Annotated in this window: 17 protein-coding genes and 1 pseudogene; 6 read left to right on the top strand and 12 right to left on the bottom strand. The window is 73.5% G+C overall.

All coding sequences use genetic code 11. From position 1 onward, the window contains the following. Positions 1–9 precede the first annotated feature (9 nt). Positions 10–1,326: an MFS transporter gene (locus ACIOGZ_RS32335; RefSeq protein WP_400988639.1), complete on the top strand. Its 1,317-nt coding sequence runs from the start codon at positions 10–12 to the stop codon at positions 1,324–1,326. Here ACIOGZ_RS32335 and ACIOGZ_RS32340 read toward each other — a convergent pair. Next, on the bottom strand, positions 1,316–2,161 hold the full coding sequence (locus ACIOGZ_RS32340) for a PaaX family transcriptional regulator C-terminal domain-containing protein (RefSeq protein WP_363586360.1): 846 nt from the start codon (positions 2,159–2,161) through the stop codon (positions 1,316–1,318). The two genes, ACIOGZ_RS32335 and ACIOGZ_RS32340, sit on opposite strands and share 11 nt — an antisense overlap. 110 nt (positions 2,162–2,271) lie before the next feature. Here ACIOGZ_RS32340 and ACIOGZ_RS32345 point away from each other — a divergent pair, with 110 nt between their 5' ends. Beyond that, positions 2,272–2,523 carry a hypothetical protein gene (locus tag ACIOGZ_RS32345; RefSeq protein ID WP_363586361.1) on the top strand — a complete coding sequence of 84 codons (252 nt, stop codon included), beginning with the start codon at positions 2,272–2,274 and terminating at the stop codon, positions 2,521–2,523. 51 nt (positions 2,524–2,574) lie between these two features. Further along, complete coding sequence (locus ACIOGZ_RS32350; protein ID WP_400988641.1) at positions 2,575–3,762, top strand: saccharopine dehydrogenase family protein; 1,188 nt, start codon at positions 2,575–2,577, stop codon at positions 3,760–3,762. 62 nt (positions 3,763–3,824) lie between these two features. Here ACIOGZ_RS32350 and ACIOGZ_RS32355 read toward each other — a convergent pair whose 3' ends face one another. From ACIOGZ_RS32355 to ACIOGZ_RS32370, 4 genes are all read right to left on the bottom strand, one after another. After that, positions 3,825–5,900, bottom strand: coding sequence for an RICIN domain-containing protein (locus tag ACIOGZ_RS32355; protein WP_400988643.1), 2,076 nt, complete (start codon positions 5,898–5,900; stop codon positions 3,825–3,827). 103 nt (positions 5,901–6,003) lie between these two features. After that, on the bottom strand, positions 6,004–8,427 hold the full coding sequence (locus ACIOGZ_RS32360; RefSeq protein WP_363586364.1) for an RICIN domain-containing protein: 2,424 nt from the start codon (positions 8,425–8,427) through the stop codon (positions 6,004–6,006). A gap of 260 nt (positions 8,428–8,687) precedes the next feature. After that, complete coding sequence (locus ACIOGZ_RS32365; protein WP_363586365.1) at positions 8,688–9,437, bottom strand: sulfite exporter TauE/SafE family protein; 750 nt, start codon at positions 9,435–9,437, stop codon at positions 8,688–8,690. Beyond that, on the bottom strand, positions 9,434–9,844 hold the full coding sequence (locus ACIOGZ_RS32370) for a rhodanese-like domain-containing protein (RefSeq protein WP_363586366.1): 411 nt from the start codon (positions 9,842–9,844) through the stop codon (positions 9,434–9,436). Before ACIOGZ_RS32370 ends, ACIOGZ_RS32365 begins: the two co-directional genes overlap by 4 nt. 301 nt (positions 9,845–10,145) lie before the next feature. On the opposite strand from ACIOGZ_RS32370, the gene ACIOGZ_RS32375 reads away from it, so the two are divergent. After that, positions 10,146–11,531 carry a rhodanese-like domain-containing protein gene (locus ACIOGZ_RS32375; protein WP_363586367.1) on the top strand — a complete coding sequence of 462 codons (1,386 nt, stop codon included), beginning with the start codon at positions 10,146–10,148 and terminating at the stop codon, positions 11,529–11,531. 248 nt (positions 11,532–11,779) lie between these two features. Here ACIOGZ_RS32375 and ACIOGZ_RS32380 read toward each other — a convergent pair whose 3' ends face one another. After that, entirely contained in the window at positions 11,780–12,148 is a 369-nt protein-coding gene (locus ACIOGZ_RS32380) for a hypothetical protein (protein ID WP_400988646.1), read from the bottom strand. Positions 12,149–12,749: 601 nt separating this feature from the next. Between ACIOGZ_RS32380 and ACIOGZ_RS32385 the strand changes: the two are divergent. Further along, a pseudogene (locus ACIOGZ_RS32385) lies at positions 12,750–12,920 on the top strand (hypothetical protein); the annotation flags it as partial. A gap of 278 nt (positions 12,921–13,198) precedes the next feature. Here the strand turns inward: ACIOGZ_RS32385 and ACIOGZ_RS32390 are convergent. The 4 genes from ACIOGZ_RS32390 to ACIOGZ_RS32405 all read right to left on the bottom strand — a co-directional run bounded on the left by ACIOGZ_RS32390 (position 13,199) and on the right by ACIOGZ_RS32405 (position 16,523). After that, positions 13,199–13,606, bottom strand: coding sequence for a hypothetical protein (locus tag ACIOGZ_RS32390; protein WP_400988647.1), 408 nt, complete (start codon positions 13,604–13,606; stop codon positions 13,199–13,201). Between the two features lie 123 nt (positions 13,607–13,729). Further along, on the bottom strand, positions 13,730–13,933 hold the full coding sequence (locus tag ACIOGZ_RS32395) for an EF-hand domain-containing protein (protein ID WP_400988649.1): 204 nt from the start codon (positions 13,931–13,933) through the stop codon (positions 13,730–13,732). Between the two features lie 287 nt (positions 13,934–14,220). Beyond that, the gene (locus tag ACIOGZ_RS32400; protein ID WP_400988650.1) at positions 14,221–15,012 is read right to left on the bottom strand and encodes a WD40/YVTN/BNR-like repeat-containing protein; all 792 of its coding nucleotides are present in this window, start codon (positions 15,010–15,012) and stop codon (positions 14,221–14,223) included. A 968-nt stretch (positions 15,013–15,980) separates the two neighbouring features. Further along, positions 15,981–16,523, bottom strand: coding sequence for a CGNR zinc finger domain-containing protein (locus ACIOGZ_RS32405; protein WP_363586371.1), 543 nt, complete (start codon positions 16,521–16,523; stop codon positions 15,981–15,983). 76 nt (positions 16,524–16,599) lie between these two features. Here ACIOGZ_RS32405 and ACIOGZ_RS32410 point away from each other — a divergent pair, with 76 nt between their 5' ends. Then, positions 16,600–18,204: an FAD-dependent monooxygenase gene (locus ACIOGZ_RS32410; RefSeq protein ID WP_400988652.1), complete on the top strand. Its 1,605-nt coding sequence runs from the start codon at positions 16,600–16,602 to the stop codon at positions 18,202–18,204. Between the two features lie 138 nt (positions 18,205–18,342). On the opposite strand, the gene ACIOGZ_RS32415 is transcribed toward ACIOGZ_RS32410, so the two are convergent. After that, complete coding sequence (locus ACIOGZ_RS32415; protein ID WP_400988654.1) at positions 18,343–18,819, bottom strand: SRPBCC family protein; 477 nt, start codon at positions 18,817–18,819, stop codon at positions 18,343–18,345. A gap of 279 nt (positions 18,820–19,098) precedes the next feature. Further along, positions 19,099–20,343: a hypothetical protein gene (locus tag ACIOGZ_RS32420; protein ID WP_400988656.1), complete on the bottom strand. Its 1,245-nt coding sequence runs from the start codon at positions 20,341–20,343 to the stop codon at positions 19,099–19,101. Between the last annotated feature and the right edge of the window lie 75 nt (positions 20,344–20,418).

A 20,418-nucleotide genomic window follows, 5' to 3' on the forward strand; every position in this document is an offset into this window, starting at 1 on the left:
CATGTCGGCATGCCGAAGACAACGCCGGACAACCCGCCGATCACTACGCCCAGTGCGTCCAACACCTCCAGTACACCGAGTACACCGAGTACGCCGAGTACGCCGAGTACGCCTGACCATCCGAAGAGCACACCCGGCAAGCGGGACTCCTCGATCACCCTGCTGTCCCTCGGACACGCCTGCGTGGACGTCTACCAGGGCGCGGTGGCCGCCCTGGTCCCGTTCTTCGTGGCCGAGCGCGGCTACGGCTACGCCGCCGTCTCGGGCGTGGTGCTCGCCGCCTCCCTGCTCTCCTCGGTGGCGCAGCCGCTGTTCGGCGCGATCACCGACCGCCGCCCGCTGCCCTGGCTGCTGCCGGTCAGCACGCTGGTGGGCGGCGTGGGCATCGCGCTCAGCGGGGTGAGCGGCTCGTACCCGCTGACCCTGGCCTTCGTGGCGCTGTCCGGGGTCGGGGTGGCCGCGTACCACCCGGAGTCCGCCCGGGTCGCCCGGCTGGCCGCGCGGGACGGCCACCGGGGGATGGCCTGGTTCTCGCTGGGCGGCAACCTGGGCTTCGCGGCGGCCCCGCTGCTGGTGTCCGTGGTGGTCTCGGGCGGCGGCCTGCGGCTGACTCCGCTGCTGGTGCTGCCGGCGCTCGCGGGCGCCGTCCTGTGCCTGCCGGTGCTGCGCGAACTGGAGCGCCGGCGGGCCGCCGGGACGGCTCCGGCGCCGGTGGCCGGGGCCGACGACCGGGTTTCGTTCGTGCGGCTGTCGCTGGCCGTGGTGTGCCGCTCGATCGCTTTCACCGGCCTGAGCACCTTCCTCGCGCTGTTCGCCACCCAGCGGGTCGGCGGCGGTACGGCGGCGGGCACCGCGGCGCTGGTGGTGCTGTACGCGGGCGGCGCGGTGGGTTCGGTGCTGGGCGGCGCGCTGGCGGACCGCTGGGGCCGGGTCGCGGTGGCGCGCTGGTCGTACCTGGTGGCGGCGGTGGCCGTGGCGGGCGTGGTGCTGGTGCCGGGCCCGGCGCTGTACGTCTTCGTGGCGCTGACCTCGGCGGGCCTGTACGTGCCGTTCTCGTTGCAGGTCACGCTGGGGCAGGACTACCTGCCTTCGCGGATCGGCACCGCCAGCGGGATCACGCTGGGCCTGACCGTCAGCATCGGCGGCCTGGCGAGCCCGGTGATCGGCGGCCTCGCCGACGCGACCTCGCTGCGCACTGCCCTGCTGCCGTTGGTGCTGATGCCGGTGCTGAGCTGGCTGCTGTTCCGCACCCTGCCGGAGCCGGTCGCGCCCGCAGCCCCGGCCGCGACGGAGGCGACCGAGCCGGGTCCGGCGGCTACGCGGTGACGGCCGCGACGACCTCGGCGTAGGCGTCGAACAGCCGGGGTGCGCCCGGCCCGGGGTCGGCGAGCAGCAGCGCCCAGCAGCGGGCGACGAGTTCGCGGGCCGCGGTGCCGGGCCAGGGCTGTGGCAGGAGTTCCGGCGGCAGCAGCGGGTCTGGCTCCATGGCCTCGGTGAAGGCGGCGGCCAACTCCAGGGCGACGGTGAGCAGTTCGGAGCCGGTGAGGCCCTTCTCCAGCCGGTCGAGGCGGTCGGCCGCGACCTCGGCGAGCCGCTGGTGGCCCTCGGCGACCTGGTCCAGCGGCCACCAGCGCCGGGCGAGCGCGCGGGGGTCGTCGGTCTCGCCGGCGCGCAGGTCGCGGCTGGTGAGGAGAGTGAGGTGGCCGCGCACGTCCAGGGCGGCGGCCTCGGCCAGGACGTCCTCCTCCCAGGGGTGCGGCGAGACGTAGAGGCCGTTCTGCACCGGGGCGCCGCCGAGCCGGAGGATCGCCTCGCGCAGCGCGTCCCGGGCGGGCCGGGCGTGCTCGGGGACGGCGAATCCCGCGAGGTGCCAGACGCCGTCCCAGGGGGCCCGGCCGCGGTCCTGGGCGTACATCAACGCCACGTACTCGACGTCGGGGTCGATCGAGCGCCGGGTCTCGGCGGTGGCCCGCAGCAGGGCCCGGCGGCCGCGCCCCTCCTGGACGAACCGCCCGTCGCCGGTGAGGCGCTTGACGGTCAGCCGGACCTGCTGGTCGGTCATCCCGAGCAGGTCGGCCACGGTGTACAGGTCGCCGCAGTCGACCGTGCCGTCCGTGCGGACCATCGCCTCGACCAGCACCCGGGTCGGAATCTCCACCATGGCGACCATCCTAATGCGTTCAGATCTGATACGTTCGTTTTGAGAACGATAGATTAGCGGAACGAAGATGCGCGGGCGATGGCTGCTCTGGGGATCACTGCTGTCCGTGGGTGGTGCTCCTGCTCGGCGCGGGCGGCTGGGTGGTGTACCGGAACGAGTACGACCTCAAGGGGGAACGCGTCACCATCACCGGCGGCAGACAGCCGCTGCACGGCGTCCTCGCCCGCCCGACCGGCGGCCGTACCCCCGCCGGCCTGGTCGTCCTCGTCCACGGGGACGGCCCCACCGCACCCCGCTCGCTGTTCAGCCCCGGCTACCTCGACGAGCACCGCAGCTTACTGACCTCGCTCGGGCAGCGCTGACGGCCCAGCCGCACAGCCGGTGAACACCGACCGGCGAAAGGAGAAACGACGATGAGAGTGCTCGCCCTCGGCGGAGCGGGAGCGATGGGCCGCGTCGCCGCCCGGGTCGCCGCCCGACTGCCCGGCGTCCACGAACTCGTGATCGCCGACCGCGACCCGGACGCCGCCCGCCGCACCGCCGCCGCCCTCGCCGGCGGCCCGGTACCGGTCCGGGCCCGCCAGGTCGACGTCACCGACGGGGTGCAACTGCACGCCGCCCTCGCGAAGGCCGACGCCGTCCTCAACACCGTCGGCCCGTACTACCGCTTCGGCCTCGGCGTGCTGCGCGCGGCGATCCGCACCGGCACCCACTACCTGGACATCTGCGACGACTGGGAACCCACCGTCGCCATGCTGGAACTCGACGACGAGGCCCGCGCCGCCGGCGTCCGCGCCGTGATCGGCATGGGCGCCAGCCCCGGCGTCAGCAACCTGCTCGCCGTCCGGGCCGCCGCCCGCCTCGACACCCTGGCCGACCTCTACACCGCCTGGCCCGTCGACGCGGGCGCCGAACCCGACGACACCTCCCTGCTCGGACCGGACGGTGCCCCGCTGGCGGCCGCCGTGCACTGGATGCAGCAGATCAGCGGCACGGTCGCGGTGGTCGACGGCGGCCGGATCGTCCAGCGGCCCCCGCTGCGGCCGGTCGCCCTCGACCTGCCCGGCGGCCACCGTGGCACCGCGTACACCGTCGGCCACCCCGAACCGGTCACCCTGCACCGCAGCCTGCGGCCCGGCGGCGCGGCCGCCAACCTCATGGTCGTCACCGCCAGGACGGCCGCCTACCTGGACGTCCTGCGGGACGACCTCGACGCCGGGCGCCTCGGCAACGAGACCGCCGCCGTCGACCTCGACCGCCCCACGCTGCGCCGCACCCTGCGGGCCGCCGCCCGCGCGGCCCGCTTCCCCGGCCCCGGCAGCCTCCCCGGCTTCTTCGCCGCCGCCACCGGCAGCCGCGACGGCCGGCCGGTCACCGTCCTCGCCCGGCTCACCGGCGCCGAGGCCCTGCTCGGCGACATGGCCGAGAGCACCGGCGTGCCGGCGGCCCTCGGCCTCGCCCAGCTCCTGGACGGCGGCGTCCGCGCCCCGGGCGTCCACCCGCCCGAGGCGGCGATCGACGCCGGGCGCTTCTTCGCCGACCTGGCACGCCACTGGCCGGGCGTCGGCGTCGTGGTGGAGGAGGAGCGCCCGGGATCGTGATCAGGAGACGCGGTCAGGAGGCGTGATCAGGGGACGTGGTCAGGGCGCGGGCGCCGGTGAGGTCAGGACACGACGCCCCAGCCCTGTCCGGGGGCGGCGCCGTCGGCCGCGTCCGTGGTCACGGTCGAACCCGCCGTGCCGGTGCGGGCGTTGAGGACCAGACCGGTGGCGACGTTGGTGACGGTGAGCGTGCCGGTGGCGCCGTCCTGGGTGACCCGCCACTCCTGCCAGCGGTTGCCGGGCGAGTAGTCGAGCAGGTAGGCGCTGTTGCCGGGGTCGGTGCCGGCGGCGAGCACGGTGTGCGCGTGGGTGGCGGTGGCGCAGTCGTCGGCGATCCGCACGGTGCCGTCCGGGTTGCTGGTGAAGGTCCACTGCTCGGAGGTGTGCGTGGGCCACCAGGTGTTGACGTCGGCGACGGCGCCGAGCGGCGAGCTACAGGTCCCCGCCACTTCGAGGACCAGCCCGCCGCTGCCGCCGGCGCCGATCGCGTGGTAGCGACCGTCGTCGACTACCGCGGCCGGCCCGGTGGCCGGCCGGGCGCTGAGCCGGTACAGCGCCACGCCGTGCGGGGCCACCGAGGCGCCGAGCGTGCCGGTGACGGTCGAACTCGCGCCCGTCCACAGCTCCTTGGCGGTGTAGCCGGGCCCGGTGAGGCCGAGTTCGCTCAGGCTGGTGCTCACCGTGCGGCTCGCGGCCGGGTCCTGGTTGACGAGCAGCACGGCGGTGTCGCCGTTCGCCAGCCGCCGCTGGAGGACGACCGGCGCGGTGGCGTTCGCGGGTTTGGCGCCGACCAGGGTGGCGGGCTTGGCCAGGGCGTCCTGGTCGATGGCTATGACGTCGCGGTTCTTCAGGATCGCCAGGCTCGCGGCGTCGATCCCGGTGGACCAGGTGTGGCCGTCCGCGCTGTGCTGGGACTGCGCGGCGGTGCGCAGGTCTGCGCCGGAGACCAGCGGGGCTGCGAGCATCGCGAGGACGGAGGTCTCGGTGCGGGACTCGTCGTCGGTGAACGGCTTGTGGCAGGTGCAGGTGTCGGTGGTGCCCCAGGCGCCGTAGACGTCCTGCCAGCCGGTGAACATCATGTCGAGGTCGTTCCAGCTGCCCGGGCGCACGTTGCCGGGGTACTGCAGCGCGGTCTGCAACTGCCCGTTCCAGAGCACCCCGTCGAGCTCGCTGTCGCGGTCGCCGCCGATCCGGCAGAGGTTGGCGACCTGGCCGCACCAGACGCCGGTCGGCGCGTAGCCGGGCGCCTGGAACGGCGCGGTGCCGGCGGCCTGCACCACCGGGTCGGTGCGCGCCGGGTCGTCGGCCGCGAGCAGGTACGGGACGCCGGTGTGGGCGGGCTGGGCGGAGACGCTGAGGGTGACCTTGGGCCGGCCCTGCGCGGCGGAGGCGGCGTCGAGGGCGTGCTGGAAGGTCTGGACGCGGGCGTAGACCGAGCGGGTGAGTTCCTTTCCCTCGCCCTGGGTGTAGTAGTTGTGGCCGTCCGGGCCGGTGATCTGTGGGCCGTAGGGGCAGTCGTCGTACTTGACGTAGTCGACGCCCCAGGAGACGAAGTCGCCCGCGTCGGTGCTCTCGTGGCCGAGGCTGCCGGGGTGCATCTGGCAGGTGAGGTAGGTGTCGGTGGCGTAGAGGCCGAACTTCACGCCCTTGCTGTGCGCGTACTGGGCGAGGTACTCGATGCCGTTGACGGTCCGCCCGTTGACGGTCTGTGACGGGAAGTGGTCCGGGCGGGGGATGAGGTGGCCGGAGGTGGGGTCGGTGCCGGTGCCGTCGGTGCCGGCGACGGGGTTTCCGGCGGTGTCGTAGAGCTGCATGGCGCCGTCGGCGTTGCGGACGAGGTCGGTGGTCTGGCCGTCGCGGTGCCAGAGCGACCAGCCGTCGTCGATGGTGACGGTGTCGTAGCCGGCCGCGACCAGGCCGTTGGCGGCCATGAAGTCGATGGTCTGGACGACCTGGTCCTCGGTGACCTCGGTGCCGAGGGAGTTCCAGGAGTTCCACCCCATGGGCGGGGTGAGGGCGTTGCCGTTGCCCAGGGCGGCGGCGGGGGCGGCCGTGCCGAGGGTGAGGGCGCCGAGGCCGGTGGCGGCGAGGGCCAGCGCGAGCACGGGTGCCGCGAGGCGGTGGGGGATGTGGCGCATGCGCACTCCTGCGGGTGTGGGGGAGGTGATGGTGCGTCGGGTGGTTCGGGGTGCGCGGCCGGCCGGTTGGGGGCCGGCCGGCCGCGGTACTGCGGTGTGGGGGTCAGTCGGTGACGGCGGCGCTCGCGGTGTGCCCGGGGGCGAGGGTGACGGTGGCGTAGGTGTAGGTCACGCCGTCGACGGTCCTGGTCCGGGTGGGCCGGGCCTTGCCGTCGACGGTGATCCCGCCGTGCGGGCCGGTGAAGCGGGCCTCCCAGGTGAGCGGCGCGCCGCCGGTGTTGGTGACGGTGCTGCTGCGGTGGCCGTCGTGCCGGACGGTGACCGAGCCGGCGCCGACCGGGATGTCGGCGACCTCCAGCCAGCCCATCGAGGCGGGCAGCCGGGAGGCGGTCACGAGGGTGTGCGCGGCGGCGTCGGGCTCGACGCCGAGCAGGCCCTGCACGGTCTGGCCCAGCAGGGTGAACGGGACCTCGGGGTAGTCGCCGTTGAGCATCCGGCCGCTCGCGTGGAGCTGGTCGACGCCCTGGTAGATCTGCCGCATCCACTTCCAGGCGGTGTCGCCGTCGTGGTTGGCGAAGAAGGCGTCCGGCAGGTAGGTGTAGGCCTCCAGGTTGGTCGAGCGCTGCGGGCCGGAGTCGGCGGCGTCGATGGCGGCGAGGAGGGCGTCCCGGCGCGGGCCGGGGTCGAGCAACTGCTTGACCGGCATCAGCACGCTGGACTCGTAGCCCCAGCCGGTCACCGGCTTGCCGGTGGTGTCGTAGCCGTGCACGACCTCGCCGGGCTGCTGCCGGTCCACGCTCCAGGTGGTGTTGACGTAGTCGCGCAGCGCGGTGGCGGCCTGCCGGTAGCCGGTGGCGGCGGCGGTGTCGCCCTTGGCGGTGGCCAGGGTCTCGGCGGCGAGGTACGCCTGGTACTGGGCGCCGATCGCGTCGCCGGCCTCGGCGTAGGTGCTGGTGGCGTTCTCGGCGTAGCTCGCGGTGCCGGCGAAGATGCTGCGGCTGGTGGCCTGCGGGATGGGGAGGCCGCCGTTGTCGACCGGGCCGGGGTGCTGGGCGATGAAGGGGCCGAGGGTGTTGCGGACGTAGCCGCTCAGCGCGGGGTCGTCGGCGTAGTCGCGGTCCCCCGTCCACCGGTAGGCCTCGCCGGCCTTCTCGACCAGCTCGAACGGCGCGGGCAGCTCGCGCACGAAGCGGTCGGGGCTCCGGTAGTCGATGCTGCCGTACGTCCTGGCGTCGAAGTTGAGCGCCCAGACCGGGTAGAGCTTGTTGGTCTCGGTGGCGGAGCCGGCGAAGCCGCGCAGCATGGTCTTGTTCTCGGCGTCCAGGCCGAGCAGGTGGGCGCCGACCAGTTGGTGGGCGAAGTCGCGGCTGTAGAAGTCGGAGCGGAACGGGTAGCCGGCCCAGTAGGTGGTGTCGTAGGTGGTGGTGCCGGTGCCGCCGGGGTTGTTCTCGTCCTGGTTGAGCACGCCGGTGGTGCCGGCCTGCTGCACCCAGCTGTTGGCCTTGGTCTTGGCCCAGTCGAACAGGGCGACGACCTCCGGGTCCGAGGAGCTGATCCTCGGGTCGCCGGGGGCGGACGGGGCGACGGAGGCGTCGTCCGCGTTGACCCAGCCGGTGGGGGAGGAGCCGATGCCGAGGGTGAGCCGGTCGCCGGCCGCGACGTGCACCCGGGGCAGGGTGTACTTCGCGTAGACGGGCTGCTCGGGCAGGGTCAGCGAGCGGACCACGGTGCCGTTGACGCTGACGGAGAAGGTGCCGCCGGCGCCGCCGGTGGCGATCCAGGCGGACAGGTCGTAGCTGCCGGCGGTGACGGCGGTGACCTGCTGGGCGATCCGGTGGCCGGAGCCGGCGTCCAGGTAGGCGAGGCGGGTGCCGCCGTGCGGGTTGTTGGTGGCGACGCCGGTGTGCTCGGTGAACGTCCAGCCGTCCGTGCCCTGTTCGAAGCCGGGGTCGGTGAGGGTGAGCGGTTCGCTGCGGGTGAGGGTCCAGCGGTGGGCGGGCCGGGCGTCGCAACGGCGGCGGTCGGCGGCGCTGCTCTGCTCGTGGTCGGCGGCGCCGTCCTGCTCGCGGTCGGCCGCCGTGGTGAGGCAGGCGCCGTGTGCGGTCAGGGTGTGACTCCCGCCCGGTGCCGGGGAGATGGCGAAGGTCTCGGCGGCGGGGTCGGTGCCGCAGTCGGCCGTGCCGGGGTGCCGCCCGGTGCCGTCGAGGGTCAGGCAGCGTCCGCTCGCGGCGTTGACCAGCCGGTAGCCGTCGGTGGTGCGGTGCAGTTGCCAGCGCTGGCTGAGCAGTCCCTGGCAGGCCGCGCCGACGACGGGCGTGCCGGCCGCCGACTGCGCGTACTGCGGGCCGAGGCAGCCGCCGTCCAGGACGGAGCCGAGGACGTAGCCGCCGCCGTCGACCAGCGGGGCCGGGCCGTCGGCTCGGGCCGGTCCCGCGCCGACGGCTTGGACGGCGAGGACGGCCAGGACGGCCAAGCCCGAGGGCAGGGCGCGGACCGGTCGGCGGCGCGGGGCGCGGGTGGGGGGCATCGGGGCTCTCCTGTCGGACGGGTGGCGGTGCGTCAGGGGGCGGGGCGGCGTGCGCGGGCAGGGGTTTGAACGTTCAAATCCCCGGAGCGGCGCTGGGTGACATGTGCAATGTCACATGCCCGTCCGAGTCGCGTCAACGGTCGGCGCACGGTCGGCTGCCGCCCTCCGGACTCGTCCTCCGGTTCGCGCGCCGGGAGCCGGGGCCCGCCCGGCGTCGGTGCGGGGCGGTGGCCGGCATCAGCGCAGCGCGGCGACCGGCGTCAGCGCAGGGCGGTGACCAGCATCAGCGCGGCCACGCCGAGCAGGGCGAACGCGAAGGCCCGCTGGAGGGTGCGCCCGCTGAGCCGGTCGGCGAGCCGCTTTCCGTCCCAGGCGCCGAGGATCGCGGCCCCGGTGAAGGGTGCGGCCACGGCCCAGTCGATGGCGCCGGTCGCGCCGAGGCGGGGCAGCAGCGCGGCCAGCGCGTTGGCGGTGATCACCAGCAGGCTGGTGCCCACCGCCTCGGCCATGGTGAAGGCGAGCACCGAGACCAGCGCGGGGACGGCGAGGAACCCGCCCCCGACACCCAGCAGCCCGGTGACCGCGCCGAGCCCGGCGCCGGTCGCCGTCGAGCGGCCCCACCCGGCGGCGGAATGTTCCTGCGGGGCGGCCTTCGGCGGCACCAGCATCCGCCAGGCGGCCAGCCCGGCCAGCACCGCGAACGCGCCGGTCAGCAGCGCCCCGGGCAGGTGCGCCGAGAGCGCCCCGGCGGCCGTGGCGGCGGGCAGCCCGGCGGCGGCGAACAGCGCGCCGGTGCGCCAGCGGACCCGGCCCGCCCGGGCGTGCGCGAGCAGGCCGGTCAGCGAGGTCGCGGCGACGATCACCAGGGCGGCCGTGGTGGCCAGCGCCGGGCTGAATCCGAGCAGGTAGACCAGCGCGGGGACGGCGAGCATGCTGCCGCCTCCGCCGAGGCCGCCGAGGGCGAGGCCGACCACGGCCCCGGCGGCCAGCGCCAGGAGCAGCGCGGTCATATCGCGTCCCCGGCGTCCCTGGAGCTCCCGTCGCCGGCGCTGCCGCCGCTGCCGCCGCTGCCGGTGCCGCCGCCCGGCGTGGTGACCGGCAGTCCGGCCCGCTCCCAGGCGGTCATGCCGCCGACGACGTTCAGCACCTCGACGCCGCGTTCGGCGAGCAGCTGCGCCGCCCGCGCGGAACGGTTGCCCGAGTGGCAGATCGCCAGGACGAGCCGTCCGCCCGCCTCGGGCGGCAGCGGTTCGCGGGCGGCCAGGGCGATCAGCGGCAGGTGGAGGGCGCCGGGGGCGTGGCCGGCCGCGAACTCGCCGCGCTCCCGGACGTCGAGCAGGACGGCTGTGCCGGCGCGGGCGAGCTGGTGGGCCTGGGCGGGGGTGGTCTGCCCGGGGTCGGGCGGCAGCGGGGGCATGCGGTGCTCCGGTGGTCTGGTCTGGTGCGGGCCGGACGGCGCCGGACGGGCCGCCGCGGGGCGGGGCGGGGCGGCGCGCCGGGCGGGCGCCCCAGGGGCGTGGGCGCCTCCTCGGTTCCGCCCGTCTCCGACGGCGGCGGCCGGTCCCGCGCAATGTCCACCATAGTACCCCGGGGGGTATTATCGACCTCGTTCGGCGATACCCTGCCCCGTATCGACCGTGGGGCCGTATGCTGGCACATATACCAGTGGGGGTATTGAGATCGCGCCGAGGCGCCCGACGCCGCCCAGGAGGTTCCCCGTGTACTTCGCTCAGTTCTACCTCGACTGCCTCTCCCAGGCCTCGTACCTGATCGCCGACGAGACCACCGGCCAGGCCGTGATCGTCGACCCTCGCCGGGACGTCGACGAATACCTCGCCGACGCCACGGCACGAGGCCTGACCGTCGTCGGCGTCATCAACACCCACTTCCACGCCGACTTCCTGGCCGGCCACCTCGAACTGGCCGCCCGCACCGGCGCCTGGATCGGCTACGGACACCGCGCCGAGACCGAGTACCCGATCCGCAAGCTCAGCGACGGCGAACGGATCGAACTCGGCGACGTCGCCCTCCAGATCATGGAGACCCCCGGCCACACCCCCGAGTCGATCAGCGTCCTGGTCCTCGAACAGCCCGACGACGCCGTCCCGTACGGCGTGCTCACCGGCGACGCCCTGTTCATCGGCGACGTCGGCCGCCCCGACCTGCTCGCCTCCACCGGCGTCACCGCCGTCGAACTCGGCGCCATGCTCTACGACAGCGTTCACCGCAAGCTGATGGCCCTGCCCGACGAGACCCTGGTCTTCCCCGCCCACGGCGCCGGCTCGGCCTGCGGCAAGAACCTCTCCACCGACCGCCGGTCCACCATCGGCACCCAGCGCCTGACCAACTACGCCTGCCAGCCCATGGACCAGGACACCTTCGTCCGTATCGTCACCGCCGGCCAGTCCACCGCCCCCGCCTACTTCGGCCACGACGCCACCCTCAACCGCCAGGACCACCCGCTGCTCGACCCCACGACCGCAGCCCGTCCCCTGTGCCCCGAAGGCTTCAAGGAGGTCCGCGGCGCAGGTGCCGTCGTCCTCGACGCCCGTAGCCCCCAGGAGTTCGGCGCGGGACACGTCCGCGGCGCCGTCAACGTCCCCGTCGACGGCCGCTTCGCCGAACAGGCCGGCACCGTCCTCACCCCCGACAGCAACATCGCGATCATCGCCCCGCAGGACCGCGAGGGAGAGGTCATCACCCGCCTCGCCCGCATCGGCTTCGACCGCATCGCCGGCTACCTGCGCAACCCCGGCAACGCCCTGCCCGCCCTCGCCGACGACCTCACCCCCGCCAGCCGCCTCACCGCCGACCAGCTCCGCACCGCACTCGCCAGCGAACAGCCCCCCACCGTCCTGGACGTCCGAACCTGTGGCGAACGCGAAACCGGATCCATCGAAGGCTCCCTGCACATCACCCTGACCGAACTCCCCAACCGCCTGGACGAGATCCCCACCGACCACCCCCTCGTCGTCCACTGCGCCAGCGGCCACCGCTCCTCCATCGCCGCCAGTCTGCTGCGCCACCACGGCCACCCCGACGTCTCCGACCTTCTCGGTGGCTACAACGCCTGGCACACCCTCACCCACCCCGCCGGGGCCTGAACCCAGCCGGCCCGGGCCGCGGGCGCGCCGGGCGGTGATGCACACACGGCCGCCCCCTGCCCGCCGGGACGGCCGGCGGACACGGAAGGACGGCCACCCCCGAGGGGCGGCCGTCCTTCTCGCACAACCCGCACCGACCCGGTACCGCCGGAGCGTGAAGCCCACGTGGGCCGACTCGCCCACGGGTGATCGGCATCGGGAACGCGACGGCGACACCGGGATCGCCCGGGTCGGCGGCAGGGCGATGGTCAGTCGTCGGCGCTGATCTTGATCGAGTCCAGGCACGGCTTCGCGGCGTCACCGGTCAGGTCGCCGTTGACACCGATGGTGAGTGTGGCCGACGGCCCGACGGCGAAGGGCGTCTCCGAGGCCATCGTGAGCGTGACCTCGAACTTGTCACTCCCGATCTGGTTGTTCTCGACCGAGACGTCGATCGGGATCCACGGGGTCAGCAGCAGATTCACATCGGTACCGCTTCCCGCGGCAGGCAGGATCAGGTTCACCTTCAGATGCTTCTGCACCTTCATCTCATCGCCGTCCTGGGCGATGCCCTTGATCTCGACCGCGCCGTAGTACTGGCTCTCGGCCCTGACCTCAGCCTTGAACGTGACTCCCACCGGGTTCCTCCCTTGAGTGACTGTGAACGTGTTGTCCTGGCACGGGAACGGGTTCCGGCTGCCAGGTGCACCCGCCGACCCCGGGGGCTCGGTAGAGGCCCGGTACGGCGGGGCGGGGCTCCGCGATCAAGGTCATCTTCACCGCATCCTGGGCGCCTTGCCCCCGAATGCTCGCGTCGGCAGGCAAGCATCATCGTTTCGGGCGAATCGATGGCCGATCGACGATCGAGCCGGGGCCTGCTGTGCTAGTCCGGGCCTGCCCCGCCCGCCGACCGAGCCGACGGTACGTCTCTGGTCACCCTCTGAAGCCGTCACCCGGTGGCCCCGGCTCCGCGTTCCCGTCATCGCGCACCCGCATCGCCGGGTCGGCCGGGTACTGCGGACGTGGACGGACGGCAGGGATCCGGATTCAGTCAGGTGGCGGGGATTGCGTCAGATCGGCCGCTGCGAGGCGCGTTCTTCACGGTACGCACCTGCTTCGTCACTGAATGTTGGATGCTGGGCTTCGCGCACCGGTGCCGTTCGGGACGCCGTCGCGCCGAGGCCGACCCGGCCGGCTCGTGCCGTGTTCGACAGGGAGAGGAAGCCCATGGCCGTCGATGCCAAGCTCGTCAAAGCCCTCGTGCCCCTGGCGGAGATGTTCGGTTATGTCGGCGACCTGCGCGCCAAGACCTCGGGACGCGCAAGCTACTCGATGCAGTTCGACTCCTACGGCCAGGTCCCCCAGGACACCGCCGATCAGATCATCAAAGAGCAGAGCGGCAGCCACTGACCCGCGTCACCACGCACATTCGGGCACTGGCCCCCGGCCGGTTCGCGCATGCAGCCCTGAGTGCACAGGCACGTCGCACATCGGGATGAGGGCCGCTGATCGGCAGGCCTTGTGAACCGTACGAGCGGGGCCGCCACCGAGTACCGGTGGCGGCCCCGCCTCGCTGCTGGGATCGCCTTCCCGGTCGGCGGGGACTTCAGGCCGGGCCCACTGACCCGTTCGGTCCGGTGGTCTGCCCCCGGGGCAGGCCGCCGGCCGATTGGCCGCCGCGCGTCGGGTCAGAGCAGGAGGACGGCGACGGTGGTGGTGAGGAGCAGGACGGTGACGACGGGCCAGTGGAGGAGCCGGGCGGCCATGTTGCCGTTCCAGTCGATCAGGCGGAAGCGGCGGGTGGAGGTGCACTCGACCACGTTGAAGGCGGCGAGGGCGATCACGAGGTAGAGGATGAAGTAGAAGTACTCGGCGTACGCCACGCCGGTGGAGCCGGTGAGGGTGTCGTCGGCGGCGACCGCGCCCCAGACGAACACGGTGGCGAGCAGGCAGAGCACGCTGACGCTCACGCTGAACCAGCCCAGGGTGGACGGTTTGGCGGGGCGGGGGCGCAGCAGCAGCCAGACCACCAGGGCTCTGTTGTCGTCGGCGGGGGCGGCGGCACGGACGTGGCGCGGACCACCCTCGGGTGGCACGGAGGTGCCCCGTGATCGTGCCGGCCTTGCCGGGACGATCACGGGGCACCCGACCGCGCGCGGAGGCGGCGATCACCCCGGGGCTCGTTCCTGTCCTGCTCCCGAGGGCGGTCCGCCCGCGTGCTACTTGACCAGCGTGTGGAACTCCTCGAAGTCGAGGACGCGGTCACGGTTGCTGTCCGCCGCCATCGCCTCCTTGACCTTCTCCTTGAGCTTCCCCTGGTGGCCCTCGCTCTTGAAGTGGTTGGCGAGTTCGACGATGCTGATCTGCCCGTCGGAGTCGCCGTCGATCTTGTCGAACAGTTCCCTGGCCTCGGCTTCGGTCATGGCGCGTCCTTTCAGTCATCATCAGGATCCTGAAGATCCATCTGGCCGCAGCCACATTGGCAGAGGTGTGCCGCGCATTGCACATGAGCGTGGGGCCATGTGGGTGAAAGGGTGACAGGCTTTCAGTCAACCCCGGCGCCGACCTGTGCAGCCGGCCTGGTGCACGCTGACGAGCACCAGGAGCACGGGCTGCTACACGCCGAGGTCCGTCCGGGCGTTGCACTCCGGGGCCCCGGGCCGCCGGTTACCGGGCCGGACTCACCGAACCCGGCACACGGCGCTCCGGCCTACAGGGCCAGCCGGTGGACGCTGCCTCCGCGCAGACCGGCGTACAGGCACGGTCCGTCGGGGTCGACAGCCAGGGTGCGGACGTCCAGGTTGGGCAGGTCGCCGGAGGCGTCGTGCCAGGTGCTGCCGTTGTCCGTGGAGCGCAGGACACCTTGACCGGCGGTGATCACCGGCGGGTTTCCCGGGTACCAGACGCCGGCGGTGGCGGCGAACAGGGCGTTGCCGTGCTGGGCGAACGCCACCACGCGGACGGGACGGTCTCCGTGTTCAAGACGGGCGTCGTGGAACGTGGCGCCGCCGTCGGCGACCTCACGGTCGGCGGTGAGGTCCTCGAACTTCCAGGTGTCGCCTCCGTCCCGGCTCACCTGCATGCTGCCCTCCGCCGTCACCGCCACCAGGAACCTCCCCTCCCGGTGCGCGCAGACCGACCGGAAGGACTCACCCGGCGCCGGCTCGGTTGCGAGCCGCTGCCAGGTCGAACCCTTGTCGTCCGTGCGGAAGATGCCGCTCTCGTGCGCTTCGGAGAGGGCGCCGGTCGACAGCCACCAACGGCGCGGATCGGCGTGGCTGCCGACCAGGCAGGTGGTCACCGGACAGCGCGTCGGCGGCACGATGACCCGCCAGGTGCCCCCGAGGCCCCCGCTCCAGAAGCCACCCACCGTTTCGGGGGACGAAACCAGCAGCAGGGATCCGCCCTCCGGGCGCGAGATCGCCTCGACCGTCGCGGCCGAGGCGAAAGGACCCAGGGCCTCCCACTTGTCGCTTCCCGCTCGTACCGTGCTCGACGCCATCACATCTCCTCAGTTCCGGCCAGGAGGCCCGACCATCGAGGACCCTGCACAGAACATGACGAGCTGCATGCGTACGGTGATCCAGCCGCGCCTGCATGCCCCTCCTGCCTGAAGAAATAACCGAAATCCGCCCCTTCCGGTGCGTACGTTCTTGCGTTCCTCGTACACCGCTCGCGACGGCTTTATGTTTCAGGTCGGGCAGTGAGGCAGGGGGTGAAGCCCCGAAGGGCCGGCCGCTGGGTACAGGCCTGCCGGAAGGCTTCGGATCCTCCTTCCGCGAAGCCGCCGGTTTCAGTGGCGTGCGGTGGCCACTATCGGCCCGCTGTCGACGGTGGGCGGCGGCGCGGCCCGCTCAGGGTGCGTGGCCATCGGAGTGAACGATGCTGAGTCGACGCTCTGTCGGACAAGTCAGCAAGAGGTCGGCATCGGGATGGGTGCACCCTGCTGCACACGCGAACACATGAGAGCGCTCGTCATCCATGCGGTGTTGCGAGGGGACGTTCGGAGGCCTGCTCCGGGCCGTCTCGTGCGACTCGGGCGAGATCGTCTCAGATTCGTCACACGGCAACCCCGACTTTCGATCGGGGAGGTATCTCCGCAGGTCAGCGCATCCATGTCCCGAGCGTCAGCCGTACCTGCCGTGCGGCTGACGTGCGTCTGGTCATCCGCTCAACCACGCACCTCGCCCGGATCTCACCTTCTTCCCCTGCCCCTCTCTCGTCCGTACGGTCTCCCTACCGGATCGGCCGACATAGTTCGCCCAGTTCCACCGCGACTGCCTCTCCCGGGCCTCGTACCTGATCGCCGACGAGCGCACCGGCCGCGCCGGCGGCCTCCGCTCCTCCGTCGCCGCGAGCCTGCTGCGCCACCACGGCCACGCCGAGGCCTGCGACCTGCTCGGCGGCTACGCGGCCTGGGAGGCCGCCCGGACCGGCTGAAGGGTGGGGGAGGGGCGGGCCGGCGGGCCGTCAGTCGGTGGCGCGCTGGGCCCGGTGGGCGGCGACCCGCACCCGGGTGGCGCAGCGCGGGGTGCAGAAGCGCTGCGGGGTGCGGCGGCCGGTGTCGATGAAGAAGCGGTTGCAGTCGGGGGCGGCGCACTCGCCCCAGGCGCAGGTGCCGCGCTCGCTGAGCCACAGGCCGAGGGCCAGGGCGGAGGTGGAGAGCAGCCAGTGGGTGAGGCCGGCGGCCGGGGGCGCCTGGGTGTGCATCGACCAGGGGCGGCCGGGGAGGCGGACGAGGCGGGGGCGGGCCGGGTAGTGGTCGAGCAGGGTGTTGATCGCTTCGGCCGCCTCGTCCTCGTCGTGGAGGGCGAGGATGCCGATCAGCGGGGCGGCGGCTTCGCGCAGCTCCCGGGCGTCGGCGTCGGTGAGGCGGAAGGGCGGGCCTCCGTGGCGTTCCAGGAGGGCTTGCAGATCGGCGGCGCCCGCCTCGGGGTCGGCGCGGACGGTGTTCGCGAGCTCGGTGACGAAGTGGAGGCCGCGGGGGTTGCCGCCGTCGTGGTCCTGGGTCATGGGTGCGCCCCTTCCGATCGTTTGCGCATCCCATGGTAACGTCAAAATCAAAGATTAGGCGTTACGAAGGAGTGGCATGCGATTCCCGGCAACGACGTCCGTCCTGATCGTCGGCGCAGGCCCGGTCGGCCTGACCATGTCGCTCCTCCTCTCCGGGCACGGCGTGCCGCACCTGCTCGTCGAGGCGCACCAGGGCACCTCCCGCCACCCCAAGGCCCGTGGCGTGTCCGCGCGTTCGATGGAGATCTTCCGTAGGCTCGGACTGGAAGCCGACATCCGGCAGGCCGGGCTCCCGGCCTCGCACGTCTTCTTCTACCGTGGCCGCGACCTCGTCGACCCGGACTTCGTACGCACCGGCGTGGCCGGCGCCCCGGACGGTGGCGCCGAGCGCACCCCGTCGCCGGGGCTCATCTGCTCGCAGGACGCCCTGGAGGCCGTGCTGCTGCGCCGGGCCCGTGAACTCGCGCCGGACGGCGTGCGGTTCGCCACCCGGCTGCTCTCCTTCACCGAGTTCACCGAGTTCACCGAGTTCACCGAGCCCGCCGCCGTCGGCGCATCCGCAGGCGGCGGCGAGGGCGTGCACGCGGTGCTGGAGGACCGGGCCACCGGCGACCGGCACACCGTGCGCGCCGACTGGCTGATCGGCTGCGACGGCGCAGCGAGCACCGTCCGCACCGGCGCCGGGATCGCCATGGCAGGGCCGACCGGCCTCGGCCACTTCCTCAGCATCCGCTTCGAGGCGCCGCTCGGCGAGGTCGTCGCCGACCGGGCCAGCGCGTCCTACTTCCTCACCGAGCCCGGCCGCGGCGGCTTCCTGGCCGTGGACAACGACCGGCACTGGATCTACCAGCACCCCTACGACCCCGGGCGCGACGACCTCGCCGACCTCCTCGGCGACCACCGGCAGCTGGCCCGGCTGGTGCGCGACGCCGCCGGACTGCCCGACCTCGACGTCACCGTCCGGGACACCCAGACCTGGCGGCTGGACGCCCAACTCGCCGACACCTACCGCCGGTCACGGGTCCTGATCGCGGGCGACGCGGCCCATGTGACGCCCCCCACCGGTGGACACGGCATGAACACCGGCATCGGCGACGCCGACAACCTGGCCTGGAAGCTCGCCGCGGTCGTGGCCGGGTCGGCCGGCGAAGCGCTGCTGGACACCTACCAGGCCGAGCGCCGCCCCGTCGCCAGCCAGGTCATCGACCTGTCCCTCGCCAACTCCCGCGCCCGCACCGGCTACCGGATCGACGACGAACTGCTGCTCACGGCGGCCTACCGCTCCACCGCCGTCCACGCCGACCCCGACGCACCCGCTCGCCCGCCGCTGGACCCGGACGGCGAGCACCCCGACGGCGGGCCCGGTGGCCGCCTCCCGCACCTGTGCCTGGCCGGACTCCCCGGGGCGGCGTCGACGCTCGACCTCGTCGGCCCCGGCTTCACCCTGCTCACACCCACCGGCGACCCCGCCTGGCAACGCCAGGCCGACACCGCCGCAGCGGCAGGCCTGCCCGTCGTGCTGCGGCCACTGCCCGCAGCCGACTGGCCCGGCCTCTCCGGCCTCCCCGCCACCGGCGCGCTCCTCACCCGCCCCGACGGCCACATCGCCTGGCAGGCGCCACACCCGCCCGCCGGCGACCGCGAGTTGCGGGAAGTCCTGCGGCGGATCCTGTCGGCGTAGGCGGCCGGCCCGAGGCCACCGGCCGACCCGACGCCACTGGCCGGGACCGTCACCGAATGCCGGCGGAGTACGACCGCGTCACGGTCGACGACGACCCGCGCGGGTACGTCCGCCGGCAGTACCGGCTCTGGCGCGACGTCAGGCCGTAGGGGGTCCCGCCCCCAGCAGCTGGTCCAGCACCCGGCCGAAGACCAGGCGCCCGGCGCGGGCCACGAGCGGGTCGAGCGGCGCGGGCAGGCACGCGACCCGGAGTTCCTCCGTCCAGGTCACCTCGGATCCGCCGGTCTCCCCGGTCTGCCCGGTGTCCTGGCCGGGGGCCCGTACGCGCAGTTCGGCCCAGCCGAGCACCAGTCGGCCCCGCTTCTCCAGCCGGCACAGCCCGTCGCGCCCAGGTGCGGGGGCGGCCAGGCCGACGATCTCCATCGGGTCGTCGAACCGGAACGGCCCGATGACCGTCCGGGCCAGGATGGCGTCCCCCGCCTGCCCGCCACCGCCCCGCACCACGGTGACCCGGGTGAACGGCACCCGGTCCCCGTGCCGGGGCCAGGCGGTCAGCCGCTCCCAGCAGACGGCCGGGGGCAGCGGCGAACGGCGGGTCAGGACGAAGCAGGCCATGCCTCACCTTAGGGTCCGCCGCACCGCAGGTGCTGAAGACGGAGCCTGGCGCCCTTCGCCAGCAGGTCGCGGCCGATCAGGGAGATCGCGGCCAGGCCTTTGCGAACCGGCGCACCAGTGCACCAGTGCACCAGTGCACCGGTCCGGGCACTCCGGGAGCTGACCCGCCCGCCACGTTCACGTCCCCGCCGGAGCGTGGCCGAACCCCCCTCACCCGTCTGGGAGGGCCTGGCAGGCCCGATGGCGGAGTGAGAGGGGTCCGCGGATTTCCTCGTGCCGTCAGCGGCGTCGGCGTCGCGGCCTCGGCCTGCCGAACCAGGCGGCACCCGCCCCCGTGGCGATGAGGGCGGCGGCAATCCACGCTGCCGGGCCGACGTGTGCTCCGGTCTCGGGCAGTTCAGGCCCGGTCGCGGTCGCGGTCGCGGTCGCGGTCGCGGGCGTGGTGGTCGTGGTCGTGGAGGGCGACGGCGACGGCGGCGCGGTGGTCGTGGAGGGCGAGGGGGAGGCCGACGGCGACGGTGAGGAGGAGGGGGACGCCGACGGTGAGGGGGACGGGGACGGGCTGGCGGTGGTGATGTTCAGTCGGGCGGTGGCGGGGCCCGAGGTGACCGTGGCTCCCGTGGCGAACGGCCTGGTCCCGTCGACGCCGGAGGCCGTGGCGGTGTTGGTGACCGATCCGGCGCTTCCGTCCGCCGCGGAGGGGGTGTAGGTGGCCTGGCAGGTCTGACTCTGCCCGGCTGCGAGGGGTGTGCCGGGGCAGCTGATCGACGACAGCCCCGGGAGCGGATCGTCGACCGCGACCGCCGTCCACGGCACGGGGCCGGTGTTGGTGACGGTGTACTGGTAGGTGACGGTCTGGCCGACCTGCGCCGTGGTGATCGGGGCTCCGCCGGCGGTCGCCGACTTGGCCAGCGACAGGCCGAACGGGTCGGGGATGGCGACCTGCACCGTGGTGCCGGTCACCGTTCCCGAGGGGTTGGTGCCGACCGCCCCGACCTGGTTGGTGCAGGCGCCGCCGCTGTCGCTGGAGACGATGTTCCACCCGGTGGCGTACTGCGGCACCACCGCGCCGGCCACGGTGCGCTGTTGCAGCGCCTTGGAACACCCGCCACTGCTCGCCTCGCCCGCCGGGAGCGCGGGCAGCGCCGGGCTGCCCGTCACCGTCGGGTTGGAGAACCCGGCCGTCGAGCCCTGGGTGACGTCCGTGAGCAGTTCGCTGTACGTGCCTGCGGCGCCGACGTACACGACTGCCGGGTCACCGGTCACGGTGACGTCCGCGACTTGGGTGCCCTGCGGGCCGGTGAGCTGAAACTGGCAGGGATCGCCCGAGGTCCCGATCGGCTCGACGATGAAGTAGGCGACTCCGGAAGCGTCGGTGTCGGAGAAGGACAGCGAGCAGTTGCCGGCGATATCCAGCTGGGTCAACGTCGGTGCCGCGGACGCCGTCGTGGGGACGGCCAACCACAGACTTGCGATGAGCAGGCCGAGGCAGGCAAGGGCGGTTCTACGGGCGAGCCAGATCATGCTGGTGACGCTAAGTGACCCAATTCGGCCGTGGGGGCGAGCCACGCGCCCTGGTCACTCGTCCGGCTGATGGGA

The organism is Kitasatospora sp. NPDC088160, from assembly GCF_044741445.1.
Taxonomy (GTDB): Bacteria; Actinomycetota; Actinomycetes; order Streptomycetales; family Streptomycetaceae; genus Kitasatospora.